This is a genomic window from Saccharothrix tamanrassetensis, from assembly GCF_014203665.1.
GTDB lineage: Bacteria > Actinomycetota > Actinomycetes > Mycobacteriales > Pseudonocardiaceae > Actinosynnema > Actinosynnema tamanrassetense.
The window spans coordinates 24,551-50,680 of the sequence record NZ_JACHJN010000014.1 but is presented as its reverse complement, the minus strand read 5'-3'; the positions used below and the strand labels follow the sequence as shown (position 1 = coordinate 50,680).

The following is a 26,130-nucleotide window of genomic DNA, read 5'->3' as shown; positions in this document are numbered from 1 at the left end:
GGAGGACTACCCACGTTCGTCGGGCATACCGGGCGCAATCCGGCTCCTAGACTGTTTTGTTCCACAGTCGAGGGGGTTTGTTCGATGACAGGCAGACCGCCCGACGCGGACCACGAGGTCGACGTGCTGCTGCGCACCGGCCCGTTCCACGAGGCACTGCGCGCCGCCGTCGGACGCAGCGGTCTGACCCTGGAACGCCTCCGCGACCGCCTGGACCGCCGGGGCATCCACGTCAGCCTTTCGACGCTCAGCTACTGGCGGCTGGGTCGCAGCCGCCCGGAACGCCCCGACTCGCTGCGTGCCGTGCAGGCCATCGAAGCCATCGTCGGCGTGCCCCGCCACTCCCTGGAAGCCCTGCTCGGCCCACCGCGTCCCCGTGGCCGGTGGGTGAACCGGCAGCGGCAGACCCGGCGGTACGGCCGCTTGCTGGAGCCCGCGCAGTCGCTGGCGGAGACCGTGGAGGCCCTCGTCGGCCCGTCCGACGGCGATCTGCGGCTGTGGTCCCAGGACGACGCGGCCGCCGTGGACGCGCACGGCGTGATCCGCGAGGTCCGCACCAGGCAGGTGCTGCGCGCCGTCGACGGCCACCCCGACCGGCACGTAGCGGTCTACTGCGGCGATCCCGGCACCCCGCCCGACGCGCTGACGGCGGAGGCCCTGCGGAACTGCCGCCTGGGACGGGTCCGCCGCCACCCCCGTGCTCCGGTCATCGCGGTGGAACTCCTGTTCGACCACACCCTGCGGGTCGGCCAGACCCACCTGCTGGAGTACCGCTTCACCATCGCCGAGGGCGCCGAGGCGGTGGACTACCGCCGCGCTTTCCGCTACCCGGTAGGCACTTTCGTGCTCAGCGTCCACTTCACCGAGCCCAAGCTGCCGGTGCGCTGCTTCGAACTCTCCCAGGTCGGTGCGGAAGCGCCCCTGCTGCACGGCGACGACGTGAACCTCACGCCGGGTCGCATGGTGCACCTGACGGCGAGGGACGTGCAGCCCGGCGTGCTCGGGATCGGTTGGGAGTGGACCTAGCCGGCTCGCGCCGGCTCCGCCGCCTTCCTCGCCAGGTAACGGCGTTCGGCGTCGGTCGGTGCCAGGGACGCCGCCTCCCGGTACGCGACCGCCGCCTCGGCGGTCCGGCCCAGCCGCCGCAGCAGGTCGGCCCGCGTGGCGTGCAGCAGGTGGTGGCCGGCCAGTTCGTCCGCCAACGCGTCGACCAGGTACAGGCCGGCCCGCGGCCCGTCCGCCATCGACACCGCCACCGCCCGGTTCAGCTCGACCGTGGGTGACGGCACCAGCTTCGCCAACTGCCCGTACAGCAAGGCGATCTGTGGCCAGTCCGTCGACTCCGCGTCGACGGCCATCGCGTGGCACGCCGCGATCGCCGCCTGTACCTGGTACGGACCGGCCTGGCCCCGACGCAGCGCGGAGTCCAACAGCGCCACGCCTTCCCCGGTCCGTCCGGCGTCCCACCGCGAACGGTCCTGGTCGGGCAACGCCACGAGTTCGCCGGACGCGTCGGTGCGCGCTTCGCGGCGTGAGTCGTGCAGCAGCATCAACGCCAGCAGCCCCACCGCCTCCGGCTCGTCCGGCATCAGTGCCACGAGGGTGCGGGCCAGTCGGATCGCCTCCGCGCACAGCCGCCGCCGCACGGGTGCCGCACCCGCCGTGGCCGAGTAGCCCTCGTTGAACAGCAGGTACAGCACACCGAGCACGGAACCGGTGCGCTCGGGCAGCAGGTGGGCGGGTGGCACCCGGTACGGGATGCGGGCGTGCCGGATCTTCCGCCTGGCCCGCACCAGGCGCTTGTCCATGGTCGGCTCCGCCACCAGGAACGCCCGCGCGATTTCGGCGGTGGTCAGGCCCGCCACGGTGCGCAGGGTCAGCGCGACCCGTGCCTCCAGGGTGAGCGCCGGGTGGCAGCAGGTGAAGATCAGCCGCAGCAGGTCGTCGTCGATGCCGCCGTCGTCCCGGTCGTCCTCGTAGCCGGTCGACTCCGCCACCTCCCGCAGTTTCGTCGCCTCCACCGCCGAACGGCGCAGCCGGTCCAGTGCGCGCCTGCGCGCCGCCGTGGTGAGCCACCCGCCGGGGCGGCGCGGGACGCCTTCGCGCGGCCAGGTCTCCAAGGCCTGGGCGAAGGCGTCCTGCACGCACTCCTCGGCGAGGTCCCAGTCACCGGTCGCCCGGATCAGCGTCGCCACGATCCGGGCGCGTTCGGCGCGGAAGACCGCCGCGATGCCGTCCCGGACGATCACCGGCTCACACCTCCACGAACGGCCGGACCTCCACCGCGCCGTACCGGGCCACCGGGTGCCGTGACGCGATGAGGACGGCCTCGTCCAGGTCGGCGCACTCGATCACGTCGTAGCCGACGATGTGCTCCTTGGTCTCGGCGAACGGCCCGTCGGACAGCAGCACGTCGTCGCCGCGGGTCCGGACGGTGGTCGCGTCGGACCGGGACCGCAACTGCGAGCCGTCCAGCCGCTTGCCCTCGACCTCGTCCAGCCACTGCTCGATGGTCGGGTTGCCCTCGGTGGCGTCCAGGCTCGGGTCGGCGCAGATCAGCAGCATGTACTTCATGGGGTGACTCCTGTCGTCAGTGGTATTCCACCACTACGTCGAACGGGACCGCGTGGAAAGGACACTCACCCTCGGTACGCCTTCACGATGTCCGTCACGGCCGGCGGGATGGTGGTCTCCACCGGGAAGTCGAAGCCGGCCCGGCGTTCTCGACATGTCGCCCGATCCGGTGTTGAACCTCACCCGACGTGAGGTTTTAGAGTCGATGGCATGACCGGGACCGAGCACCTGAAGCAGCCGCGCTGGAGCGTCGGCGCGCTGGCGAAGGTCACCGGCCTGACCGTGCGCACCCTGCACCACTACGACGAACTGGGCCTGCTGCGGCCGAGCGAGCGCACCCACTCGGGGCACCGCCGCTACACCGAGCCCGATCTCCGGCGGCTCTACCAGATCCGCCTGCTGAGGCGGCTGGGCATGTCGCTGGAGGAGATCGGCGAGGTGCTGGCCGACCCGTCGCACGGCCCGCTGCGCGAGGTGCTCTCCGGGCACCTGGAGCAGCTGGACGACCAGATGTGGCGGCTGGAAGCGTTGCGCCGGCAGACCAGGGGCCTGCTCGACCAGCTCGACGGCCCGCCGCAGCAGGACTCCGGCAGCCTGCTGTCCCTGCTGGGCTGCACCGGCATCTTCGACGAGTACCTGAGCGAGGAGCAGCGCGAGTTCCTGGACCGGCAGGCGGAGGGCCTCGGCGAGGTCGGCCGCAAGGAGCTGGACGCGGAGTGGCCGCAGGTGCTCGCCGGGATCATCGCGCACTACCGGGCGGACACCCCGGTGGACGACCGGGAAGTGCAGGAGCTGGGCCGCCGGCTGGCCGGCGTCGGGCGTGACTTCGCGGGCGGCGATCCCGCGATCCTCAGGTCGATGAGCACGTTCTTCCGCGAGCACGGGCACGGCGTGCTGCGGGACGTGCTGCCCGACCAGCCGCTCGCCGACCTGGGCGACGGCCTCTGGGACTACGTGAGCCGGGTGCACTCGGCCGCGCGCTAGGCGGTGACCGGCGGACGGGGGGTGCCCGCCGGCCACCTCGGATCCCGACCACGAACCGTGGTCGGTGCTGCCCGAAGAACGAAGGGGGATCTCGTGTTGCGCACAACAGCCGTCGTGACGGCCGCGCTGCTGATCGCAGGGGGAGGGGTCGCGCAGGCCGCGGACACCGTCCGGCTGCCCGCGCCGACCGGGCCGCACCGGGTCGGCGTCACCACCTTGCACCTCGTCGACCGTGATCGGCTCGACCCGTGGCCGGACGCCGTGGGCCGGAACCGCGAGCTGATGGCCACGGTGTTCTACCCCGCGCACGACGTGCGGTCGTACCCGGTCGCGCCGCAGATGACACCGGGCGCGGCGGAGAAGTTCGCGTGGCTCGACGTGAACCACGCGCACCCGGAGCTGCCCAAGTCCGGTGTGGACTGGGCGGCCACCAGGACGCACTCCCACATCGGTGCGCCGGCGTTGCCGGTCCGCCGGCCCGTGCTGCTGTACAGCCCTGGTGCGGCCGACCCGCGCACGGTCAACACCGCGTTGGCGGAGGACCTGGCCAGTCGCGGGTACGTCGTGGTGTCGTTCGACCACCCCGGCGAGACCAGCGAGGTCGAGTTCCCCGGCGGACGGGTCCGCATCATCGCCCTGCCGGCCGACCCGCGCACCAACCCGGACGTGTTCCGGGCGATGATCGACACCCGGCTCGCGGACACCGGGTTCGTGCTCGACCGGCTGGAGGTGCTGGCCCGGGGCGGAAACCCGGACGCCGACGGGAAGGCGTTGCCGAAGCACCTCGGACGCGCGTTGGACCTGCGGCGGATCGGCATGTACGGGCACTCGGCGGGCGGCACCACGGCGGCCGAGGGTATGTACGAGGACCGGCGGATCGACGCGGCCGTGAACCTGGAGGGCTATCTCGACCACGGGACGGCACAACCCGGCCAACCCGGTGAACTGCTGCCCATCGCGCGCAACGGCGTGGACCGGCCCCTGCTCCTGCTGGGCACGGACGGCTACCGCGACGCGCGGTACGACAGCTCGTGGGCGGCGATGCTCGCTCACGGCGGACGGACCACCCACCGCGAAGTCACCGACGCGACGCACTGGGTGTTCACCGACTTCGCCGCGATGGCCCCGCAGTTCCAGGCCGCCGGCCTGATGACCGAGGCGGACCGCGTGAAGCTGGTCGGGGCGATCGCCCCGACGCGGTCCGTGCCCCTCGTGCGCGGCATCGTCGGATCGTTCTTCGACCGGCACCTGCGCCGCTAGCCACTGTGGCCCGTCCGCCCGCCCGCACCGGCGTGCGGGCGGGCCGCAGTGGACAGAGCTGCGGTAACCACCGGCCGACCGGGTTGTACGACCTCGGTCTGATGGTTCTTCACTCCTCGGGCGGACGGCCGCGAGCCGTTGGTCCGATGTGGCGGACCCCGGTCACGGGGTGGACTGGGCGCATCGCACCGATGTGACAGGAACCCGATGACCAGCCCGCTCGACCTCTCGCTGATCAGCGGACCCGTTCCGGTGGCTGCCACGGTGGCGGGTGTCGCCGCACTGGTGTGCCTCGGGGTGGGCGTCCGCCGCTTCCGCGTGGTCTCGATCGCCGTGGTGGCCTGCGCCGGGCTCGCAGCCGCCGTGGGTTTCGTGGTCAACGTCGTGTGGCGACCGTTCCCGGAACCGCTGCCGACCTCCGTGCCGACGGGCCTGGGCGCGGTGTCGCTCGCGGTCGTGCTGGTCGTGGCGCAGTGGCGGCGCGCGCAGTGGCGGGCGCGGTCGTTGAGTGTGTTCGCAGTGGCATTGGTGCTGCTCAGCGGCCTGTCGTGGGTGAACGGGCACTACGGCCAGTACCCGAACGTGCGGGCGGCGCTGGGACCGCTGGTGGCCGACACCGTCGATCTGGACCTGGCGGCGCGGCCGGCGTCGACCGAGGTCGCGGTGCCCGAGGGCAAGGTGCTGGCCGATGTGTGGCAGCCGCCCGTCGGGCCGCCCGCGAAGGGCACCGTCTCCGAGGCACCGATCCCGTCGAGCACCGACTACCGGCCGCGGCCGGCCTGGGTGTACCTGCCGCCCGCCTACGCCGCGACCCCGAGGCCGCGCCTGCCGGTGCTGGTCCTGCTCGCCGGACAACCCGGCACGCCGCGGGACTGGCTCGACGCCGGTCAACTCGTGCAACGGCTGGACGCGTTCGCCGCCCGGCACCGCGGGCTCGCGCCGATCGTCGTCATGCCCGACCAGCTCGGCTCGATGCTCGCCAACCCGGCCTGCCTGGACAGCCGCAACGGCAAGGTGGAGACCTACCTGGCGCGGGACGTGCCCAGGTGGATCCGGAAGCGGCTCCAGGTCGACGAGCGGCGCACCGCGTGGACCATCGCGGGCTTCTCGCAGGGCGGCACCTGCGCCCTGCAACTCGCCGTGCGGGCACCCGACGTGTACGCGGCGTTCATCGACATCTCGGGCCAGGGCGAGCCGACCCTGGGTTCCCGCGCGGACACCGTGCGGGAGCTGTTCGGCGGCGACGCCGGGGCGTTCCGGCGGGTCAACCCGGTGGACATCATGGCGACCACCCGTTTCCCGGCCACGGCGGGCGTCGTCGTGGCCGGACAACAGGATCCGTACTACCGCGATGCGGACAGGAAGGTGTTCGAGGCGTGCCAACGGGCGGGGATGGACGTGCGCTGGGTCGAATTGCCCGGTGGGCACGACTGGAACGTGTGGCGGCCGGGGCTCTACGACTCGCTGCCCTGGCTCGCCGGGCGAACGGGCTTGGCGCGGTGAACCGGCTCGGTGCGGTGGTCGGCCGCGCGCCCGGCACCGCCGGCGCGCTGTTGGTGCTGTGGACGCTCGGCGCGGCCACCGGGAGCCTGTGGTCCGGGCCGTCCGAGCAGCTGCTGGACACCGTGGGATTCGGCGTGTCCTCACCGCTGTGGACGGCGGTCACCTCGGCCCTGTGGTGCGCCAACCTGGCCGGGTACCTGGCCACGACGGTGTTGCTGCTGCTGTTCGGACCGGTCGCGGAACGGGAGTTCGGCGCCGTCCGCACGCTCGGGCTGGTCGTCGTGTCGCACGTGCTCGGGGCGTTCGCGGGCGCGGGCCTGGTGCAGGCGGGCGCGGCCTGGAGCTGGCTGTCGTACCTGAACTACGACCTCGCGGTCGGGCCTTCGCCGGGTGTGGTCGGGCTGGCGCTGGCGTTGAGCTTCCGGCTGTCGCCGTTGTGGCGTCGGCGGGTGCGGCTGCTCGTCGTGCTCGGCCTGCTCGTGCTGGCGCTGTACTCGGGATACCTGGAGGACGTGCTCCGGCTGTGCGGCGGGATCGTCGGGCTGGTGATCGGTGTGGTCGCGGTGCGCGGACGTCCCGCGCCCGTGCCGCCGTCGCGTGAGGAGACCCGCGTACTCGTCGCGCTGCTGCTTGCCGCGTCCGCGTTGGGGCCTGTGGTGGTGCTGCTGTCGCCTTACGCGGACGGGCCGTTGTCGTGGTTCGCGGACGTGCTCGCGGTGCCGCAGCCGGATACCGCCACCATCGCCTCCTACTGCGCCGACCCGGAACTCGTGGAACTGTGCCGCGCGCTGGAGACGCAGGCCGTGTACGACCGACTGCCCGCGCTGCTGATGTCCGTCATGCCCGCGCTGCTGCTTCTGGTGCTGGCCGAAGGACTGCGGCGGGGGCGGCGGTTCGCGTGGTGGTCCGCGCTGGTGCTCAACATGGCCATGGCAGGGCTGATCGGCTGGTACGTGTGGGAAGCCGTGCTGCTCGGGGACGCCCTGGTCACGCCGGGGGTGCTGGTCGAGTACTGCATCCCGTTCCTGCTGCCGCTCGGCATCGTGGTCGTGCTGCTGGCCACCCGACGGCACTTCCCGCTGTCCACGCCCGTGCGCCGGTTCTGGACGGTGTCCGTCGGCGGGTTCGTGGGGCTGGGCACGGTGTACGTGCTCGGGGGATGGTTGGCGCGCGAGCAGTTCCTGCCGCAACCCGGCCTCGGCGACCTGCTCGCGGATCTGCCCGCGCGGTTCCTGCCGCCCGGCTACCTCGGGCTCGTGCCCATGCCGTTCCGGCCGGACGACCTGATCGCTTTGGTGCTGTTCCAGTACACGGGCGTGGTGTTCTGGCTGGTGGTTCTGTACGCGCTGCTCCGGGCCACGTGGAGCGCAAGGGTCGTGGAGGACGCGGACGCCGCACTGCGGGCGCGTGAACTGATGTTGCGGCACGGCGGGACGTCGCTGTCGTACATGACGACCTGGCGCGGCAACCGGTACTGGTTCACCCCCGACGGCCGGGCCGTCGTCGCCTACCGGGTGGTGGCGACGATCGCGCTGACCGTGGGCGATCCGATCGGTCCGCCCGACGCGTGCCGGGAGGCCGTGCGCGGGTTCGCCGAGTTCTGCGCGCACGAAGGCTGGACACCGTGCCTGTACAGCATCAGCGAGGAGCTGCGCGACGACGTGGCGCCGTTGGGCTGGCACGCGGTGCAGGTCGCCGAGGACACCGTGATCCCGTTGGCGGACCTGCGGTTCACCGGCAAGAAGTGGCAGGACGTGCGCACGGCGTTGAACAAGGCGGCCAAGCAGGGCATCACGGCCGAGTGGTGGCACTACGCAGAAGCGCCGCCCGCACTCACCGACCAGATCCGGTCGATCTCGGCGGAATGGGTGGCTGACAAGGGACTGCCCGAGATGGGCTTCACCCTCGGCGGGCTGGACGAGCTGTCCGGCGAGGGCGTGCGGTGCCTGATCGCGGTGGACGCGGACCGGACCGTGCACGGGGTGACCAGCTGGCTGCCGGTGTACGTGGACGGGCACGTCGTGGGGTGGACGCTGGACTTCATGCGGCGGCGGGGGAGCGCGTTCACCGGATCGATGGAGTTCCTCATCGCGTCGGCCGCCACGGCGTTGAAGGAGGAGGGCGCGGGGTTCCTGAGCCTGTCCGGCGCGCCTCTGGCCAGGCTCGACCGAGGGGTGCAGCCGCGCGGACTGCAGCGGTTGCTGGACTTCGCCGGGCACGTCCTGGAGCCGGTGTACGGCTTCCGCTCGCTGTTCGCGTTCAAGGCGAAGTTCCAGCCCGTGTACCGCCCGATGTTCATGGCCTACCCGGATCCCGCCGCACTGCCCCGGATCGCGAACGCGGTGGGCCGCGCCTACCTGCCGGGCATGAGCGTGCGGCAGGGGATGCGACTGGCCCGGATGCTCGCCACCGGACGGTTCTCCCGCGCGCGGTGACCGGTGCTCAGCCGGTGGCCAGCCGGCGCAGCCAGTCCCGGAGGAGGGCGGCCTCGGCCGGGGTCAGCGGGTGGGTCTGGCGGTTCAGCGTCATGTCCAGCGCGAGCGCGCGGGCGGACAGCGAAGCGTCCTGATCGGACCGCTCGCCGGTGGTGACCGCGGCCAGCACCAGCTCCCTGGTGTGCGCCGACAGGTCGGGGTCGCCGTCGCCCGACGGATCGGCGATGAGGCTCAACGTGACGCCGGTGGCGGCGGCGTGCACGATGCTCGCCGCCGCCTCGGCGGGCATCCGCAACCGGCCTGCCTCGGCCGCCCGTTCCAGGATGCCGAGGAGGATCCGGTGGGCCTCCCGCGCCGCGGCCCGCCGCCGCCCGGGCTGGGGGACGCCGTACATCAGCACGTAGAACGCGGGGTGCGTCGACCCGAACTCGACGTGGCTGTCCCACCCCCGCCGCAGGTCGTCCACCGGATCGGCACCGGCCGGCGCCTCCCGCTTGGTCGCCAGGTACCGCTCGAACCCGTGCGCGGCCACCGCGTCCAACAGTCCCTGCTTGTCCCCGAACAACCGGTAGAGCGCGGGCGCCTGCACCCCGGCCGCCGTCGCCACCGCCCGAGTGGACACGGCGTCGATCCCACCCTCGGCGAGCAGCTCGGCAGCGGCGGCGATGATCCGCGCCCGAGTGGTACCGGTCTTCACCTCGGCCATGAGAACAACGTTAACACGATAGGGGATAGCACCGATAACGATCCAGTGCTAACGTGGCCTCGTTACCACCGCTACCAACCCGAGGATCACGCCATGACCAAGCCATTCCCCACCCGCACCCTGGGCAGGTCCGGCCCGGAAGTCTCCGCCCTGGGCCTCGGCCTGATGGGCATGTCCGACCTGTACGGCCCGGCCGACGAGGCCGAAGGCATCGCCACCGTCCACGCCGCCCTGGACGCGGGCGTCACCCTGCTGGACACCGGCGACTTCTACGGCATGGGCCACAACGAACTGCTGCTCCGCGAAGCCCTGAAGGGCCGCACCCGCGACAACGCGGTGGTCAGCGTGAAGTTCGGCGCCCTCCGAGACCCGGACGGCGGCTGGTCGGGCCACGACAACAGGCCGGCCGCCGTGAAGAACTTCGCCGCCTACAGCCTGAAGAGGCTGGGCACGGACCACATCGACATCTACCGCCCGGCCCGCCTGGACCCGGCCGTGCCGATCGAGGACACCGTGGGCGCCATCGCGGAGTTGGTGCAGGCGGGCCACGTCCGCCACATCGGACTGTCCGAGGTGGGTGCGGGAACCCTGCGCAGGGCACAGGCCGTCCACCCCATCGCCGACCTCCAGATCGAGTACTCGCTGATCTCCCGGGGGATCGAAGCGGAGATCCTGCCCACCGCACGGGAACTGGGCATCGGCATCACGGCCTACGGCGTCCTGTCCCGAGGCCTCATCTCCGGCCACTGGAGCCAGGACCGAGTACTGCAAGGCCAGGACTTCCGCACCATGAGCCCCAGGTTCCAAGGCGACAACCTGCACCGGAACCTGTCCCTGGTAGAGGCCCTGCGAACAGTGGCGACAACCAAGAACGCCACCGTCGCCCAAACCGCCATCGCCTGGGTGGCAGCCCAAGGCGACGACATCGTGCCCCTGGTAGGAGCCCGAACCCGTCCCCGCCTGACCGAGGCCCTGGCCGCAGCCACCCTCACCCTGACACCGGCCGACCTGGCCGCGATCGAACAAGCCGTCCCAGCCACAGCCGCCGCCGGCAGCCGCTACGCCACACCACTGATGAACGACCTGGACAGCGAGCGCTAACCCCGAGGCACGTCCCCCGACACCGCTCCCCAACCCAACCCAACCCGCCGCCTTGACCCAACCCAACCTGCCACCGCGTCCCGCCAGCCACCGCACCCCTGCCGTCCTCGGGTTTCTACGCCAGGAGACCACCGCAGAGGAACCACGAAGCAAGGTGCCCAGCCCTAAGCAGGTCTTGGACGGTCGTCGGGAACGCTACGCAAGACGACCACCCCTTCGAGAAAACCTCGACGCGGTCGCATTCACCCCGGCAACCCCCGGCTCAAAGCGACCCAGCCCACCGTCGCCGCCCCTCGCCTCACGCACAACCCTGACCCGCCGCCGGACTCCAGACCCGACGGACTCCCGAACCCCGCCTCGCGGCCCTCGGACTCGGCCCCTCGGCCCTGGACCCCGCCCCCTCTGATCCCACGCCTCAGACCCCGAGCACTGTCCCGACCCCGGACTTCCCGCCCAGGCCCAAACCCCAGGCCCAAACCCAGGCCCAGGTCCACGCCTGCACCCTGACCCGCCGACATCACTTCGACCAACCGCCGGAGGCCGCGCCACCACCGTCCGCAGCCAAGTCCTTCTCAATCCCGCCACAAGCCGCCAACAACGGCGGCACGATCTCCCGCCGAATCCGCTCCACCGTGGTGCGACTGGCGTGCGTGGAAACGTTGACCGCCGCAACGACCCGTCCCGCCCGATCACGGACAGGAGCCGCCACCGACCGCAACCCCTCCTCCAGCTCCTGGTCCACCAGCGCCCACCCCTGAGCACGCACCTCGTCCAACTCGGCGCGCAGCAGGGTCACCGACGTGATGGTGTGCGACGTCAACGGCTCCAACCGCACGCTGTCCAAATACCGGTCCAACTCCGAGGCGGACAACCCGGCCAGCAACACATGTCCCATCGACGTCGCATAAGCCGGGAACCGCGTACCGACGGTGATCGACACAGCCATGATCCGCGACACCGCGAACCGAGCCACATAGACCACATCCGAACCGTCCAGCACCGATGCGGAGGTCGACTCGTGAACCTCGCCGGACAGCCGTTCCAGGTGCGGCTGGGCGACCTCCGGCAACGACATGCTGGACAGGAAGGCGTACCCGAGTTCCAACACCCGAGCAGTCAACGAGAAGTACTTCCCGTCCGTGCGCACGTAGCCGAGGTCGGCCAGCGTCAACAGGAACCGCCGTGCCCCCGCCCGGGTAAGCCCGGTCGACTTGGCCACATCGGTCAGCGTCAAGGCAGGCGTAGCAGCGTTGAACGCACGGATCACCGCCAAGCCCCGCTCCAACGACTGCACGTAGTGGGCACCGCGCTCAGGTGATCCGTCCTGCTCAACCATGGTGCCCTTCACCCTATCCGCCCCCACCGAACCCATGGGACACAACGCACCACTGCCCGGAGCGATCCCCGATCCGACCGAACACGTCCCAGCCGACCTATGCCTCCAACACCACAGCCAATCCCTGCCCAACCCCGATGCACAACGCAGCCAAACCCCAGCCGCCACCCCGACGACGCAACTCGTGAGCCAACTGCAGGATCACCCGCCCGCCCGACGCGCCGAGCGGATGCCCCAGAGCGATCGCACCGCCGTTGACGTTGACGATCTCCGGATCCAATTCGCCCCACTCCGCCAGACAAGCCAACGACTGCGCGGCGAAGGCCTCGTTCAGCTCCACCGCCGCCAGGTCCGACCACCCGATGCCGGCCCGCCGCAAGGCGATCTCCGCGGCCTGCACCGGTCCGATGCCGAACACCTGCGGGTCGACGCCGGCCGCACCCCGTCCCGCGATCCGCGCCAGCGGGGCAACCCCGAGCCGGTCGGCGGCTGCCCGGTCACCCAGCAGCAGAGCAGAAGCGCCGTCGTTCAACGGCGAAGCGTTGCCGGCGGTCACCGTCCCCTGCGGACGGAACGCGGGCTTGAGCGCCGCGAGCTTGTCCAGGCTGCTGTCCGCACGAATTCCTTCGTCCCGCTTCAGCTCAACCCCAGGAGGCGATACGACATGACTGTCGTAGAACCCGTTGTCCCAGGCCTTCGCAGCAAGCTGGTGGCTGCGCAACGCAAAGGCGTCCTGCTGCTCACGCGTCACGCCGTAGCGCTCGGCAAGCAGCTCCGTCGCCTCGCCAAGCGATACGGTCCACTCCGCCGGCATCTCCGGGTTCGTCATCCGCCACCCGAGAGTGGTGGAGTGCAACGTCTCGTGCCCGGCCGGGAAACCCTTGCCCGGCTTGAGCATCACCCACGGGGCGCGGCTCATCGACTCGACGCCGCCGGCGACGACCAGCGACGCGTCGCCCACCGTGATGGTGCGCGAAGCCTGCATGACCGCGTCCATACCGGACCCGCACAGGCGGTTCACGGTGGTGCCCGGCACGGACGTCGGCCAGCCCGCCAGAAGCGCGGCCATCCGGGCCACGTTGCGGTTGTCCTCGCCGGCCTGGTTGGCGTCGCCGAGCACGACCTCGTCCACAGTCGCCGGATCGAGCCCCGAGCGTTCGGCCAGCGTCCGCAGGACGTGCGCGGCGAGGTTGTCCGGACGCACGCCGGACAGCGCGCCGCCGTAGCGGCCGAACGGGGTGCGCACACCGTCGAGCACGAACACGTCGGTCACTTCGAAGCCTCCTTGAGCGCCCGCAGCGCGGACAACTCCTCGGCGGTGGGTGGGGGAGTGCGGCCGAGCTCGGGCGCGACCTTCACGTCCCAGCCGGTCGCGGCGCGCACGTCGTCCAGTGCCACACCCTCGTGCAGGTCGGTGAGCACCAGTTCGGACGTGTCCGGGTCGGGCCGGAACACGCCGAGGTCGGTGATGACCAGCGTCGGGCCGGCGCCTCGAAGACCCAGCCGCTCCCGGTCGCCCTTGCCGGTGCCGTGCCCGAACGAGGTGACGAAGTCGACCCGCTCCACGAAGCTGCGGCTGGTCTGCCGCACCACGACGTACACCTCGCGGCAGGACGCGGCGATCTCCGGGGCGCCGCCCGCGCCGGGCAGCCGCACCTTCGGGTGGTGGTAGTCGCCGCCGATCACCGTGGTGTTGATGTTGCCGAACCGGTCGAGCTGGGCCGCGCCGAGGAACCCGACGTCGATCCGGCCGGGCTGGAGCCAGTAGTTGAACACCTCGGGGACGCTGATCACCGCGTCGGCGGTCTCGGCCAGGATGCCGTCGCCGATGGACGCGGGCAGCCGGTCGGGTTTGGAGCCGAGCGTGCCCGACTCGTAGACCAGTACCAGGTCGGGGGCGTGGGTGCGGCGGGCCAGGTTGGCGGCGGTGGACGGCAGACCGATGCCCACGAACACCCGTTGCCTGCCGGACAGCGCGCGGGCGGCGGCGACGGCCATCATCTCGTCGGACGTGTAGGTCATGCCGGCACCTCTTCCCGAACCTCGCGCAGCCAGTTGGCGAACTCCTCGCGGTCACGGCTGATCGGATCCCACGCCGCGTAGTAGGCGTTGTCCCGCTCCGAATAGCCCTGGGCGTACGACGGGTGCGCGCCGCCGGGCACCTCGGCGACCTTCGTGACCGCCCACGACGGCAGCACGATCGCCCCCGGCACGGGCGTCAGCTCGTCCACGACCTCCTCCACGGTGACCAGGCTCCGCCGTGCGGCCAGCACCGCCTCCTTCTGCACACCGAGCAGGCCCCACAGCTGCACGTTGCCGTCGCGGTCGGCGCGCTGGGCGTGGATGACCGTGACGTCCGGGTTGAGCGCGGGCACGGCGGTCAGCTCCTCCCCGGTGAACGGGCAGGTGATCGGCTTGATGGTGGCCGTCACGGACGGCAGGTCGGTGCCGACGTACCCGCGCAGCACCGCGAACGGCAACCCGGACGCCCCCGCGACGTACCGGTTGGCCATCCCGGCGTGGCTGTGCTCCTCGATCTCCAACGGCACGGGCCACGAGTTCTGCACCGCGTCCCGGAACCTGTGCAGCGACCCGACACCGGGGTTGCCGCCCCAGGAGAACACCAGCTTCCGCGCGCATCCCGCGCCGATGAGCTGGTCGTACACGATGTCGGGCGTCATCCGCACGAGCGTCAGGTCGCGCCGGCCCTGCCTGATGATCTCGTGCCCGGCGGCCGTCGGTATCAGGTGGGTGAAGCCTTCGAGTGCCACCACGTCCCCGTCGGCGATCAACTCGCCGACCGCGTCCGCCAACGTTCCGATCTCCGCCACAGGACATCCTCACGTGTTCGCATACCGAACAGAAGTTCTACATACGAACATACGAGGGTAGGGCTCATCGGTCAAGGTGACGTGGGGCTCTGCCAGGAGAGCTACTGATCAATAGATTCGCGGCGTGGGCAAGCTTGACGTGAGTGCCTGCATCGATGCCGCCGCGCCGGCGGAGCGGGTGTACGACCTGGCCGGCGACCTGATGGGAATGGTCGGCGTGAACCCCGGTCCCGGCCCCGGCGGCAAGCGCCGAGCCCTGCTCAGCGCTTGCCGCCCTGGATCACCGCTCCGACCACTCCGGGGCCTCGGACCGTCCGCCTCGGGTGGTCGCCACCTCCGGCCATTCCCGCCTACGCCCTACTTGCGCTTGAGGCGACGCCGCAGCTCGGCGACCAGCTCCTCGTCGCTCAACGCGGCCGGGTCGGGGCGGGTGTGTCGCAGCTGTGCCTCTTCCGCCGTGATCAGCTCGGCGGCGACCAGCACCTCCAGCGGACTCACCTCGAACAGGTTCGCGATGGCCCGTGCGGTCTCGATGCTGATGGACTTGCCGCGTCGCCAGTCGGTGAACCGGCTCCGGTGGACGCCGGTGGCGCGGGCCAGGTCACCGGTGGTGAGGCCGCGGTTGTCCAGGTTGGTCTCGATGTAGGTCCACAGGGACGACGGTGTGTTCTGGTCTGCGCTCACCCGCCCATCGTAGTTGCGTGCACGCAACGCCCGTCACGTGCATACCCTCAATGCAGCCACAAGGGTGACAACGTCACGTTGCGTACACGCATCCGGCGATCAGCGGCGGTGCAACCGAGCGTCGAACGGCCTGCCAAGCCCGTATCCGGCTATATCTTCTGTGGCCGTCCCGATCGAGGTCATGACAGGAAGCGGTTGAGGCCGTCCAGCAGCCGGTCGACCTCGCTGTCGGTGGTGTACGCGGCCAGTCCGATGCGCAGGCCGCCCGTGTCGCCCAGTCCCAGGTGGCGCGAGGTTTCGATGGCGTAGAAGGACCCCGCCGGGGCGTTGACGTCCAACGTCGCCAGGAACCGGTACGCGTCCGCCGGATCGTGGTCGGCGAACGTGGCCAGCAGAGTCGGTGTGCGCAGTTTCGCCCGTGACCAGACGGTGACGCCGGGCAGTTCCAGCAATCCGGCTTCGACCCGGGTCCGGAGCCGCTCCTCATGCTCCGCGACAGCCTCCAACGACGCCACGAGTCGCTCCCGCCGACCCGCGCCGACCGGAGCGCCGTTCGGGACGCTCTCCCGAGCGTCACCCCGAGCGTCACCCCGAGCGTCACCCCGAGCGCTGTCCCGAGCGCCGTGCGGAGCGCTGTCCGGGGCGATGCCCGCGATGAAGTCGACCGTCGCCGTGCACCCGGCCAGCAGTTCGTAGGGCAGCGTGCCCGCCTCGAACCGCTCGGGTACGGCGTCGGAGGACGGCAGCAGCTTGTCCGGGCGCAGGTCCGCCAACACCTCCGGTCGGGCGGCCAGCACACCACAGTGCGGTCCGAAGAACTTGTAGGGCGAGCAGACGAAGAAGTCGGCACCGAACGCCGTGATGTCGACCGGACGGTGTGCGGCCAGGTGCACCCCGTCCACGAAGAACAGCGCGCCGCGCTCGTGGACCAGTCGGGCGATCTCGGGCAGCGCGGGCCTCGTGCCGATCAGGTTGGACGCGCCCGTCACGGCCACCAGCCGGGTCCGGTCGGAGAGGACTTCGGCCACGTGGTCCGGCGTGAGTTCACCGGTTTCCGGGTCGAACCCGGCCCACCGCACGGTCGCGCCCGCAGCCGCGGCGACCTGCACCCAGGGGCGCACGTTGGCGTCGTGGTCCAGCCGGGTGACCACCACCTCGTCGCCGGGCTGCCAGGTCTTCGCCAGCGTCCGGGCGAAGTCGTAGGTCAGCTGCGTCATGCTCCGCCCGAACACGACGCCGGACGGCTCGGCGGCCAGCAGGTCGGCCATCGCCTGACGGCTCTCGGTGACGATCCGATCCGCGGCGCGCTCCGCCTCGGTGACCCGGCCCCGGTTGGCCAGCGACGAGGTCATCGCGTCCCTGATGGCGTCGGCGACCGCGGCGGGCACCTGGGAGCCGCCGGGTCCGTCGAAGTGCGCGGTGGCGCCAAGAGACGGAAAGCGGGCACGAAGTGCGTCGACGTCGTAGGTCATGACCACCACTGTGACATCCGGGGGCGGTGCCGGGCACTGCCGCCGGCGGTGCCCGGCACTGTTCACCTCCGTCAACGGGGCACGCTTGCCGTCCTTCTTCCCCTGTCCCGAGTTGGTGGGGCCACAGCTTCACTGATACCCCCATGGGGTGTAAGTCAGGTCTCACCGCATTGACACTCTTATACCCCCTAGGGGTATAAAGGCAGTAGCCGAAGGGAGCGGGACATGCGTGGTTACAGCACCGACAAGGACGGCTACCTGGCGCGGTTGCGTCGCGTCGAGGGGCAGGTCCGGGGTTTGCAGCGGATGGTGGAGGGCGACGAGTACTGCATCGACGTGCTCACCCAGATCGCGGCGGCCACCAAGGCGCTCCAGGCGGTCTCGCTCGGGCTGCTCGACGAGCACCTCAAGCACTGCGTGGCCGAGGCGTTGGCGCAGGGCGGCGAGAGCGCCGACGAGAAGGTGCGCGAGGCGAGCGAGGCGATCGCCCGCCTGGTGCGGTCCTGAACGAACGAGGAGGAGTCAGCGCGATGAACGAGTCCACTTTCACCGTCACCGGCATGACCTGCGGCCACTGCGTGGCCTCGGTCACGGAGGAGGTCACGATGATCGCCGGTGTCACCGACGTCGCCGTCGACCTGCCCACCGGCGCGGTCAAGGTGACCAGTGCCGCGCCGGTCGCCGAGGCGGACGTGCGCGCGGCGGTCGAGGAAGCGGGCTACGCGCTCGCAGGCTGAGCCACACCCGCCGGAGTCGGACCGCCGACGCCACACCCGACCGAGCCGGATCACCGGCGTCACACCCAGCAGAGCCGGGCCACCGGCGCCACAAGCGGCAGCGCCGGATCATCGGCGTCGGATCCACCGAATGAGATCCACCGAGTCAGCGCCACCGAATCAGATCCAACGGAGTCCGCCCCGTGCGGGGTGGGCTCCCCGGTCCGAGGACTACCAATGAACACAGCAGCGAAGCTCTCCGCCTACGGTGCGGCGCTCGTCCTGGTCGCGGGTGCGGCCTGGGCGATCGGGAGCGCTGTCGGTCCCTTCTCCGCCGAGGCCGGGCACGGTCACGGCGGCACCGCCGGCACGGAGGACGCCGGCCACGGGGACGACCACGGCGCCACCGTCGCGGAAGCCGCGCAGGACCAGCCCGCCGGGCTGGCGTCGTCCAGGGGCGGCTACACCCTCACGCCCACCGACCCGACGCTGACCGCGGGAACACCGTTCGCCTTCCGCATCCTGGACGCCGAAGGCGCGGCGGTCACCGCGTTCGACGTCGAGCACGACAAGCGGATGCACCTCATCGTCGTGCGCAGGGACACCGCGAACTTCCGGCACGTGCACCCCGAGATGGCCGCCGACGGCACCTGGTCGGTGCCGCTGGACGTCACCGAAGCCGGGTCGTACCGGGTGTTCGCCGACTTCAAGCCGACCGGCGCGGCGGCCACCACGCTGGGCACGGACGTCTCGGTCGCGGGGCTGTTCGAGCCGCGCGCGTTCGCCCCGTCACGGGTCGCCGAGGTCGACGGCTACCAGGTCCGCCTGGACGGCGAGCTGGTGCCCGGCAAGGCTTCCCCGATCCGGTTGACGGTCACCAAGGACGGCAAGGCGGTCGCCGACCTCCAGCCCTACCTCGCGGCCTACGGGCACCTGGTGGCGTTGCGGCAGAGCGACCTCGCCTACCTGCACGTGCACCCGGAGGGCGCGCCCGGTGACGGGAAGACCGCGCCCGGACCCGTCATCTCGTTCGTGGCCCAGGTGCCCACGGCCGGCACGTACCGGCTGTTCCTGGACTTCCAGCACAACGGTGTGGTGCGCACCGCCGAGTTCACCGTGGAGGCGGGTCATGGCCACTGACCTGGAACTGTCGATCAAGGGCATGACGTGCGCCTCGTGCGCGGCCCGGATCGAGCGGAAGCTGAACAAGCTGGACGGCGTGACCGCGACGGTCAACTACGCCACCGAGAAGGCGAAGGTCTCGTTCCCGGAAGGGCTCGACCCGCAGGCCCTGGTCGACCAGGTCGAAGCCGCCGGGTACGGGGCGGCCCTGCCGACTGCCGAGCCGGCGACGACCGCGGCGGACGAGGACCCCACGAAGTCGTTGCGGCAGCGGCTGATCGTGTCCGCGGTGCTGGCGGTGCCGGTGATCGCGCTGGCGATGGTGCCCGCGTTGCAGTTCACCTACTGGCAGTGGATCTCGCTGACGTTGGCGGCTCCGGTGCTGGTGTGGGGTGCGCTGCCGTTCCACCGGGCGGCGTGGACGAACCTGCGGCACGGCGCGGCCACCATGGACACGCTGATCTCGATGGGCACGCTCGCCGCGTTCGCCTGGTCGCTGTACGCGCTGCTGTTCGGCACGGCCGGGACGCCGGGCATGACGCACCCGTTCGAGCTGACCATCGCCCGGACGGACGGCGCGGGCTCGATCTACCTGGAGGTCGCGGCCGGGGTGACCACGTTCATCCTGGCGGGCCGGTACTTCGAGGCACGGTCGAAGCGACGGGCGGGAGCGGCGCTGCGAGCGCTGTTGGAACTGGGCGCGAAGGACGTCGCCGTGCTGCGGGACGGCCGCGAAGTCCGGATCCCGGTCGACGCGCTGGCCGTGGGTGACCGGTTCGTGGTGCGGCCGGGTGAGAAGGTCGCGAGCGACGGCGTGGTGGAGGAAGGCAGCTCGGCGGTCGACGCGAGCATGTTGACCGGTGAGTCCGTGCCCGTCGAAGTCGGTCCCGGTGACGCGGTGGTCGGCGCGACCGTCAACGCCGGCGGGCGGCTGGTGGTGCGTGCGACGAGGGTCGGCGCGGACACCCAGCTGGCGCAGATGGCCAAGCTGGTGGAGGACGCGCAGAACGGCAAGGCGCAGGTGCAGCGGCTGGCCGACCGGGTGTCGGCGGTGTTCGTGCCGATCGTGATCGCGCTGTCCGTCGGGACGCTGGCGTTCTGGCTGGGCGCGGGCGGCGGGGTGTCGGCGGCGTTCACGGCGGCCGTCGCGGTGCTGATCATCGCCTGCCCGTGCGCCCTCGGCCTGGCCACGCCCACCGCGTTGCTCGTGGGCACCGGGCGCGGAGCCCAACTGGGTATCCTGATCAAGGGACCGGAGGTGCTGGAGTCGACGCGGCGGGTGGACACCGTCGTGCTGGACAAGACCGGCACCGTCACCACCGGTCGGATGAGCCTGATTTCCGTGCACGCCGCCACCGACACCGCGGACGACGAGGTGTTGCGGCTGGCCGGGGCGTTGGAGAACGCCTCGGAGCACCCGATCGCGAAGGCCGTCGCGGCGGGCGCGGTCGAACGGGTCGGCGAGTTGCTGCCCGTGGAGGGCTTCCAGAACCTGGAGGGCCTGGGTGTGCAGGGCGTGGTCGACGGCCACGCGGTGATCGTGGGCCGGGAACGCCTGCTCGCCGAGTGGGGCGTGCACCTGGACGACGGGTTGACGCGGGCCAGGCGGGACGCCGAGGAGCAGGGTCGCACGGCGGTGCTGGTCGCCTGGGACGGCGAGGCGCGGGCGGTGCTCGTGGTCGCCGACACGGTGAAGCCGACATCGGCGGAAGCCATCCGGAGGCTGCGCGACCTGGGCCTGACCCCGGTGCTGCTGACCGGCGACAACGAGGCCGCCGCACGGGCGGTCGCGGCCGAGGTCGGCATCGACGAGGTGATCGCCGAGGTGCTGCCGAAGGACAAGGTGGACGTGGTGGCCCGGCTCCAGGCAGCGGGCAGGGTCGTCGCGATGGTCGGCGACGGGGTGAACGACGCGGCGGCGCTGGCCAAGGCCGACCTCGGGCTCGCCATGGGCACCGGGACCGACGCGGCGATCGAGGCGAGCGACCTGACCCTGGTGCGGGGTGACCTGCTCGCGGCGGTGGACGCGATCCGGTTGTCGCGGCGGACGCTGGCGACCATCAAGGGCAACCTGTTCTGGGCGTTCGCCTACAACGTGGCCGCCCTGCCGCTCGCGGCGGCCGGACTGCTCAACCCGATGATCGCGGGCGCGGCGATGGCGTTCTCGTCGGTGTTCGTGGTGACCAACAGCCTGCGGCTGCGTGGTTTCCGGAGCATCAGCCCGACGGACCGCCCGGTCACCACGGCCGCCCGGCCGCAGGTTCCCGCGCCGGTCGCGTGACCTGACCGTCCACAGTGGCCCGGATCGCTTCCGGGCCACTGTGGTGTCGTGCCGCGGGTTCCCATGCCGACTACCCGGTCACCGCTTGGATAGTCGAACCTGATGGCTAGTCGACCACGCGCCCCAGGAAGCCCCGGATGTAGCCGGTGACCGTGTCCAGCGAGTCCTCCAGCGCGAAGTGGCCGGTGTCGAGCAGGTGGATCTCGGCGTCGGGGAGGTCGCGTCGGAACGCGAGCGCGCCCTCCGGGCCGAAGATCTCGTCGTGTCGGCCCCACACCGCGAGCAGCGGCACCTGTGAGTCGCGGAAGTACTGCTGGAACGCGGGGTACGCGTGGAGGTTGTTCCGGTAGTCGCGGAACAGGGCGAGCTGCACCTCGGCGTTGCCGGGACGGTCCAGCAGGTGCTGGTCGTGGGTCCACGTGTCCGGGCTGATCCGGCTGGTGTCCTTCACGCCGTGCGTGTACTGCCAGCGCGTGGCGTCGGCGGTGAGCAGGGCGCGCACGGCCGGTTCGGTGTCCGGGCCCGGGTCGGTCGCGTAGGCGAACAGCTGTTCCCAGAACGGGGTGAAGCCCTCGGTGTAGGCGTTGCCGGACTGGGTGATGATCGCGCTGACGCGCTCCGGATGGCGGGAGGCGATCTTGAGGCCGATCGGCGCGCCGTAGTCCTGGATGTAGAGCGCGTGCCGCCGGATGCCGAGGTGGTCCAGCAGGGCGAGTGTGACCTCGGTGAGCCGGTCGAACGTGTAGTCGAACCCGTCCACCGCCGGCGCGGAGCTGAGGCCGAAGCCGATGTGGTCCGGCGCGATCACGTGGTAGCGGTCGGCCAGTGCCGGGATCAGCTCGCGGAACATGTGCGAGCTGGTGGGGAAACCGTGCAGCAGCACCAGTTTCGGCGCGTCCGGGTGACCGGCCTCGCGGTAGAAGACGCGTTGGCCGTCGATCTCGGCGTAGCGGTGGTGCGTCATCACGGACTCCTGTGGTCTAACCTCTATAGCGGCTTTGAAGGGTTAGGTCGGATCGAGCGTAGGGAACCACGGCGCGTGTTAACCTGTCAAGCAATCTTGAAGGGTTAGGTGCGATGCTGGGAGCGGACGACGCGGTGGCCGGGGCGCTGCGTGCGCGGGGCTGGCCGGAGCGGCCGCTGGTCGACCAGCCGTTGGCGTTGGACCTGCTCAACACCCGGTGGGTGGTCGGGGGCACCCCGTACGACCTGCTGGACCACGACGAACTCACCGCGGCTTGGCTGATCGACCGTGAACTCGACCGGAAGCCGTTGCCCCGCGAACAACTCCGGGAGGCGCGGGATGCGCTGGCCGCCGTGATCGCCGATCCGGCGGACTGCTCGCGACTCAACGCGCTGCTCTGGCACGGGCGGCTGCGGCTGGAGGTCGGCGAACACGGCGAGGTCGAGCACTACGACGTCGCGGACCCGGTGTGGCGCGCCGCCTGGGCTTGCCTGCGCGACTACCTGCGGTTGCGGGCAGAGGCGCTCGATCGGCTGCGCAAGTGCGCCAACCCGGACTGCGTCCTGCACTTCCTGGACACCTCGCGCACCGGCCGCCGTCAGTGGTGCTCGATGACGGCGTGCGGCAACCGCCTCAAGGCGCGCCGTCACCACGACCGCAGCCGCGGCCGGGCCTGACCGTCCGGCGAAGCCGCATTCTGTCCACTGCAGACCCTGTGCTTCACGTCACCGACATATACCCCCTAGGGGTATGTTATGTTCGCTTCGAGCTTACCCCGTGGGGGTAACCAGGCCGAAGGGTTCCACGATGTGCAGCTGTTCCGCGGACACCGGTCCCGCCACCGGGAAGTCGTTGGCCGGGCGTGACTTCCTGGTCGCCGGCATGACCTGCGGGTCGTGCGCGGCGAAGGTGACCACAGCGGTGCGCGAGGTCCCCGGCGTCACGGACGTCGAGATCGACCTCGCCACCGGCCGGCTCACCGTCGCGGGCACCGCCGGCGACACCGACATCACCGCCGCCGTCACCGGCGCCGGCTACTCCACTTCACCAGCCTGACCGCGTGGCCCGGCGCGTCCCCTCGCGCCGGGCCCGGAAGGACCTGTCATGAACCCCGATCCCCGCCGCTGGTGGGCACTCGCCGTGCTCGCCGCAGCGCAGTTCATGGTCATCATGGACACCTCGATCATCGCCGTGGCGCTGCCGGACATGCAGCGCGAACTCGGCTTCACCTCCAGCGGCCTCCAGTGGGTGTTCAACGCCTACGCCGTGGCGCTGGGAGGCCTGCTGCTGCTCGGCGGCCGGCTGTCGGACCTGTGGGGCGCACGCCGCGTGTTCGCCGCCGGCTGGGCCACGCTGATCGCGGGCTCCGTGCTCGCCGCCGCCGCGACCGACGCGGGCACCGAGGTCGCCGGCCGGGCCGTGCAGGGCGTCGGTGCGGCCCTCATCGCACCCGCCGCCATGACCCTGCTGATGGTGCTGTTCGCCGGGCAACCCGCCGAGCTGCCCCGGGCGATGGCGTTCTACGGTGCGGCGGCCCCCGCCGGCGGTACGGCGGGCGTGTTCCTCGGCGGCGTGATCACCGAATGGCTGAGCTGGCCGTGGGTCTTCATCGTGTACGTCCCGATCGGACTGCTCACCCTCGCTTTGACGCCCCGCCTGCTGCCCGCCGTGCCCGGTCGACGGGGTGGCCTGGACCTCGGGGGAGCGGTCGCCGTCACCGGCGGTCTGGCGCTCGCCGTCTACGCCATCGTGCTCGCGCCCGAACGCGGGTGGACGTCGGCGGCCACGCTCGCGCAGCTCGCCGCCGCCGTGGTCCTGCTGGCGGCGTTCCTGCTGGTGCAACGCGCGGCGCGGAACCCGTTGATGCCGTTGCAGGTCTGGCGCACACCCGACCTCGCGGCGGCCAACGTCGCGATGGCGCTGCTGGGTGCCGCGTGGATCCCGATGTGGTACTTCCTCAACCTCTACGTCCAGCACGTGCTCGGCTTCGACGCGTTCGCCAGTGGCGCGGCCCTGCTGCCGATGACGGCGCTGATGACCGTGCTGATGACGACCGTCACCGGCCGGCTGATCGGCCGGTTCGGCACCAAGCCGCTGATCGTCACCGGCCTGGTGGTGCTCGCCGTCGGACTGGGTCTGCTGGCCACCGCCGACGCGGACGGCTCGTTCGTCGCGGACGTGCTGCCCGGTTCGCTGGTCGCGGCGGTCGGTATGGCGCTGGTGTTCATCCCGGCCACGATCGGCGCGATCACCGGGGTGGCCCCGGAGCAGGGCGGGCTGGCGTCGGGCATCGTGAACACCACCTACCAGGTCGGTTCGGCGCTGGGACTGGCCGCGATGACGGCCCTGGCCACCTCGCGGGGCGCGGAAGGCTCGGCGGACGGCTACTCCGCCGCGTTCACGGGTGCCGCGCTGGTCGCCCTGGTGGGTGCGGGACTGGCTGCCGTCACCCTCGGTCGGGTGAAGTCCGTCGAGCACGTCTGACGGTATTCGCGGGCCCGTCGTATACCCCCCATGGGTATAGGCGGGCCCGTTCACCGTTGGAAGGCGGCCCGATAGGCGTTCGGGCTGGTGCCGACCACCCGCTTGAAGCGGTCGCGGAACGCGGTCGGCGAGCCGAAGCCGACCTGGCCCGCGATCCGTTCCACCGGCTGGGTGGTGGCTTCGAGCAGTTGCTGAGCCCGGCGGACCCTGGCACGCAGCAGCCATTGCAGCGGCGTGGTGCCGGTCTGTTCGCGGAAGCGGCGGTTGAGGGTGCGGGTGCTCATGCCCGCGTGGGCGGCGATGTCCTCCAGCGTCAGGTCGCGCGCGGAGTTGTCCGCCAGCCAGCGCAGCACGGGCTCCAGCTCCGAGCCGCTGGGGGTGGGCGGCTGGTCGTGCACGATGAACTGGGCCTGGCCGCCTTCCCGCTCCAACGGCATGACGGACAGCCGCGCGGCGTCGGCGGCGACCGCCGAGCCGTGGTCGCGGCGGATCAGGTGCAGGCACAGGTCCAGCCCGGCCGCCGCACCCGCACTGGTGAGCAGGCGGCCGTTGTCGACGTAGAGCACGTCGGGGTCCACGTCGATGTCGGGGTGGCGGGCGGCGAGGGTGGGCGCTGCGGCCCAGTGCGTGGTCGCGCGGAGCCCGTCGAGCAGGCCGGTCGCGGCGAGGACGAACGCGCCGGAACAGATCGACGCGATCCGTGCGCCACGGGCAGCTGCGTGCCGCAGGGCGTCGAGTGCTTCGGGCGGGACCGGCCCGGTGAGGTCGGCGCACCCCGGCAGGATGATCGTGTCGGCGTCGTCCAGTGCATCCAGGCCGTGCGCGAGGCGGAGCGTGAACGCCCCGGCGTCGACGGTGGGCGTGGTGCCGCAGACCAGGACGCGGTAGGCGGGGCCGTCGGCCAGTCGGATACGGGTGAACACCTCGATCGGGGTGGCCAGGTCGAACGGGATGACCTGGTCCAGGGCGAGGACGGCCACGGTGTGCATGGCGCCACGGTAGGCGTCCGGGGATTGGCGAGAACCCGTGGATATCTGGCATTCCAGCCCGTTCCGCTCGCCGGCGGAGCACGGTCCGGCCCGCCACTGGAACCGCGCCGGCCTGAAAAGCCGTCGCCGGCGGGGGTGTCCGCGTCGCACGATGGAGCCGTGTTGGACAACCTCGGCGGGGGCTCGACCCCGTCTCCGGCGTTCGCCGCGTTGTTGTGGGCCCTCGGCCGGTGCTATGAGGAACGCGTGCCGTGGTGGGCTGCCGAATGGCTGGCGCAGGGGTGGGACGGGGACGCGCTGCGGACCCTTGCCGGGTTGAACGGCAAGGATTCCGCAGCGGTGCGCGATTTGATGCCCGCGGTGTTCGCCGAACTGGCGGTCACCGTGCCGGGGCCGGACGTCGCGGTCGCGGCCGGGATGTTCACGCACATCGCGCGCATGTGGGCCGATGGACGGGCCGGTGAACAGTGGGTGGCGCAGAAAGTCGAAGAGGTCCTGTGCGACCTGGGGTATCCGCGGGAGGTCATGGACCTTCCCCTGGGCGCGCTGTACCGCGTCGCCGACGAATGGCAGGAGGTCTGGGGGCGGTCGGAGGTCGAGCTGAGGGCGGCGGTCGGTGAGGCTTGCCGCGCCCAACTCCGCGCGGACTGACCGCCTCACCTCGCCGTCAGGCCCGTGCACCACGGAC

General features: G+C 71.4%; 25 protein-coding genes. 14 read left to right on the top strand and 11 right to left on the bottom strand.

Annotation, left to right across the window (positions count from 1 at the left end; all coding sequences use genetic code 11):
* Nucleotides 1-84: 84 nt before the first annotated feature.
* Nucleotides 85-1,026, top strand: a complete 942-nt coding sequence (locus FHS29_RS33095) for a hypothetical protein (RefSeq protein ID WP_184697980.1) — start codon at nucleotides 85-87, stop codon at nucleotides 1,024-1,026.
* Here the strand turns inward: FHS29_RS33095 and FHS29_RS33090 are convergent.
* Entirely contained in the window at nucleotides 1,023-2,249 is a 1,227-nt protein-coding gene (locus tag FHS29_RS33090; protein WP_184697977.1) for an RNA polymerase sigma factor, read from the bottom strand. The two genes, FHS29_RS33095 and FHS29_RS33090, sit on opposite strands and share 4 nt — an antisense overlap.
* 4 nt (nucleotides 2,250-2,253) lie before the next feature.
* On the bottom strand, nucleotides 2,254-2,574 hold the full coding sequence (locus tag FHS29_RS33085) for a YciI family protein (protein WP_184697974.1): 321 nt from the start codon (nucleotides 2,572-2,574) through the stop codon (nucleotides 2,254-2,256).
* A 210-nt stretch (nucleotides 2,575-2,784) separates the two neighbouring features.
* Between FHS29_RS33085 and FHS29_RS33080 the strand changes: the two genes are divergently transcribed.
* From FHS29_RS33080 to FHS29_RS33065, 4 genes are all read left to right on the top strand, one after another.
* Entirely contained in the window at nucleotides 2,785-3,558 is a 774-nt protein-coding gene (locus tag FHS29_RS33080) for a MerR family transcriptional regulator (protein ID WP_184697971.1), read from the top strand.
* Nucleotides 3,559-3,651: 93 nt separating this feature from the next.
* Nucleotides 3,652-4,818: an alpha/beta hydrolase family protein gene (locus FHS29_RS33075; RefSeq protein ID WP_184697968.1), complete on the top strand. Its 1,167-nt coding sequence runs from the start codon at nucleotides 3,652-3,654 to the stop codon at nucleotides 4,816-4,818.
* A 207-nt stretch (nucleotides 4,819-5,025) separates the two neighbouring features.
* Entirely contained in the window at nucleotides 5,026-6,321 is a 1,296-nt protein-coding gene (locus tag FHS29_RS33070) for an alpha/beta hydrolase (protein WP_184697965.1), read from the top strand.
* Nucleotides 6,318-8,756 carry an MprF family protein gene (locus tag FHS29_RS33065; RefSeq protein ID WP_184697962.1) on the top strand — a complete coding sequence of 813 codons (2,439 nt, stop codon included), beginning with the start codon at nucleotides 6,318-6,320 and terminating at the stop codon, nucleotides 8,754-8,756. Before FHS29_RS33070 ends, FHS29_RS33065 begins: the two co-directional genes overlap by 4 nt.
* A 7-nt stretch (nucleotides 8,757-8,763) precedes the next feature.
* Here the strand turns inward: FHS29_RS33065 and FHS29_RS33060 are convergent, their stop codons facing one another.
* Nucleotides 8,764-9,462: a TetR/AcrR family transcriptional regulator gene (locus FHS29_RS33060; protein ID WP_184697959.1), complete on the bottom strand. Its 699-nt coding sequence runs from the start codon at nucleotides 9,460-9,462 to the stop codon at nucleotides 8,764-8,766.
* Between the two features lie 93 nt (nucleotides 9,463-9,555).
* On the opposite strand from FHS29_RS33060, the gene FHS29_RS33055 reads away from it, so the two are divergent.
* On the top strand, nucleotides 9,556-10,563 hold the full coding sequence (locus FHS29_RS33055) for an aldo/keto reductase (RefSeq protein WP_184697957.1): 1,008 nt from the start codon (nucleotides 9,556-9,558) through the stop codon (nucleotides 10,561-10,563).
* A gap of 517 nt (nucleotides 10,564-11,080) precedes the next feature.
* Here the strand turns inward: FHS29_RS33055 and FHS29_RS33050 are convergent.
* From FHS29_RS33050 to FHS29_RS33025, 6 genes are all read right to left on the bottom strand, one after another.
* Complete coding sequence (locus FHS29_RS33050; RefSeq protein WP_184697954.1) at nucleotides 11,081-11,899, bottom strand: IclR family transcriptional regulator; 819 nt, start codon at nucleotides 11,897-11,899, stop codon at nucleotides 11,081-11,083.
* 97 nt (nucleotides 11,900-11,996) lie between these two features.
* Nucleotides 11,997-13,172 (bottom strand): thiolase family protein, encoded by a 1,176-nt coding sequence (locus FHS29_RS33045; protein WP_184697952.1) that lies wholly within the window; start codon nucleotides 13,170-13,172, stop codon nucleotides 11,997-11,999.
* Nucleotides 13,169-13,921, bottom strand: coding sequence for a CoA-transferase subunit beta (locus FHS29_RS33040; protein ID WP_184697950.1), 753 nt, complete (start codon nucleotides 13,919-13,921; stop codon nucleotides 13,169-13,171). The genes FHS29_RS33045 and FHS29_RS33040 overlap by 4 nt, the downstream gene beginning before the upstream one ends.
* On the bottom strand, nucleotides 13,918-14,730 hold the full coding sequence (locus tag FHS29_RS33035; RefSeq protein ID WP_184697948.1) for a CoA transferase subunit A: 813 nt from the start codon (nucleotides 14,728-14,730) through the stop codon (nucleotides 13,918-13,920). The genes FHS29_RS33040 and FHS29_RS33035 overlap by 4 nt, the downstream gene beginning before the upstream one ends.
* A 357-nt stretch (nucleotides 14,731-15,087) precedes the next feature.
* On the bottom strand, nucleotides 15,088-15,414 hold the full coding sequence (locus FHS29_RS33030) for a helix-turn-helix domain-containing protein (protein WP_184697945.1): 327 nt from the start codon (nucleotides 15,412-15,414) through the stop codon (nucleotides 15,088-15,090).
* A gap of 179 nt (nucleotides 15,415-15,593) precedes the next feature.
* On the bottom strand, nucleotides 15,594-16,886 hold the full coding sequence (locus FHS29_RS33025; protein WP_184697942.1) for a cysteine desulfurase-like protein: 1,293 nt from the start codon (nucleotides 16,884-16,886) through the stop codon (nucleotides 15,594-15,596).
* Nucleotides 16,887-17,111: 225 nt separating this feature from the next.
* On the opposite strand from FHS29_RS33025, the gene FHS29_RS33020 reads away from it, so the two are divergent.
* The 4 genes from FHS29_RS33020 to FHS29_RS33005 all read left to right on the top strand — a co-directional run bounded on the left by FHS29_RS33020 (nucleotide 17,112) and on the right by FHS29_RS33005 (nucleotide 21,005).
* Nucleotides 17,112-17,393, top strand: coding sequence for a metal-sensitive transcriptional regulator (locus FHS29_RS33020; RefSeq protein ID WP_184697939.1), 282 nt, complete (start codon nucleotides 17,112-17,114; stop codon nucleotides 17,391-17,393).
* 23 nt (nucleotides 17,394-17,416) lie between these two features.
* Nucleotides 17,417-17,623: a heavy-metal-associated domain-containing protein gene (locus tag FHS29_RS33015; RefSeq protein WP_184697937.1), complete on the top strand. Its 207-nt coding sequence runs from the start codon at nucleotides 17,417-17,419 to the stop codon at nucleotides 17,621-17,623.
* A gap of 216 nt (nucleotides 17,624-17,839) precedes the next feature.
* Entirely contained in the window at nucleotides 17,840-18,742 is a 903-nt protein-coding gene (locus FHS29_RS33010; RefSeq protein ID WP_184697934.1) for a DUF8832 domain-containing protein, read from the top strand.
* Complete coding sequence (locus tag FHS29_RS33005; protein WP_184697931.1) at nucleotides 18,732-21,005, top strand: heavy metal translocating P-type ATPase; 2,274 nt, start codon at nucleotides 18,732-18,734, stop codon at nucleotides 21,003-21,005. Before FHS29_RS33010 ends, FHS29_RS33005 begins: the two co-directional genes overlap by 11 nt.
* A 106-nt stretch (nucleotides 21,006-21,111) precedes the next feature.
* Here the strand turns inward: FHS29_RS33005 and FHS29_RS33000 are convergent, their stop codons facing one another.
* The gene (locus FHS29_RS33000; RefSeq protein ID WP_184697927.1) at nucleotides 21,112-21,969 is read right to left on the bottom strand and encodes an alpha/beta fold hydrolase; all 858 of its coding nucleotides are present in this window, start codon (nucleotides 21,967-21,969) and stop codon (nucleotides 21,112-21,114) included.
* A 113-nt stretch (nucleotides 21,970-22,082) separates the two neighbouring features.
* Here FHS29_RS33000 and FHS29_RS32995 point away from each other — a divergent pair, with 113 nt between their 5' ends.
* From FHS29_RS32995 to FHS29_RS32985, 3 genes are all read left to right on the top strand, one after another.
* Complete coding sequence (locus FHS29_RS32995) at nucleotides 22,083-22,646, top strand: CGNR zinc finger domain-containing protein (protein ID WP_184697924.1); 564 nt, start codon at nucleotides 22,083-22,085, stop codon at nucleotides 22,644-22,646.
* 130 nt (nucleotides 22,647-22,776) lie between these two features.
* Nucleotides 22,777-23,025, top strand: a complete 249-nt coding sequence (locus FHS29_RS32990; protein WP_246441121.1) for a heavy-metal-associated domain-containing protein — start codon at nucleotides 22,777-22,779, stop codon at nucleotides 23,023-23,025.
* Nucleotides 23,026-23,073: 48 nt separating this feature from the next.
* Nucleotides 23,074-24,453, top strand: a complete 1,380-nt coding sequence (locus FHS29_RS32985) for an MFS transporter (RefSeq protein ID WP_184697921.1) — start codon at nucleotides 23,074-23,076, stop codon at nucleotides 24,451-24,453.
* A 50-nt stretch (nucleotides 24,454-24,503) separates the two neighbouring features.
* Here the strand turns inward: FHS29_RS32985 and FHS29_RS32980 are convergent, their stop codons facing one another.
* Nucleotides 24,504-25,442 (bottom strand): GlxA family transcriptional regulator, encoded by a 939-nt coding sequence (locus tag FHS29_RS32980; RefSeq protein ID WP_184697918.1) that lies wholly within the window; start codon nucleotides 25,440-25,442, stop codon nucleotides 24,504-24,506.
* 159 nt (nucleotides 25,443-25,601) lie between these two features.
* On the opposite strand from FHS29_RS32980, the gene FHS29_RS32975 reads away from it, so the two are divergent.
* Nucleotides 25,602-26,093: a hypothetical protein gene (locus FHS29_RS32975; RefSeq protein ID WP_184697915.1), complete on the top strand. Its 492-nt coding sequence runs from the start codon at nucleotides 25,602-25,604 to the stop codon at nucleotides 26,091-26,093.
* The last annotated feature ends 37 nt before the right edge of the window (nucleotides 26,094-26,130 follow it).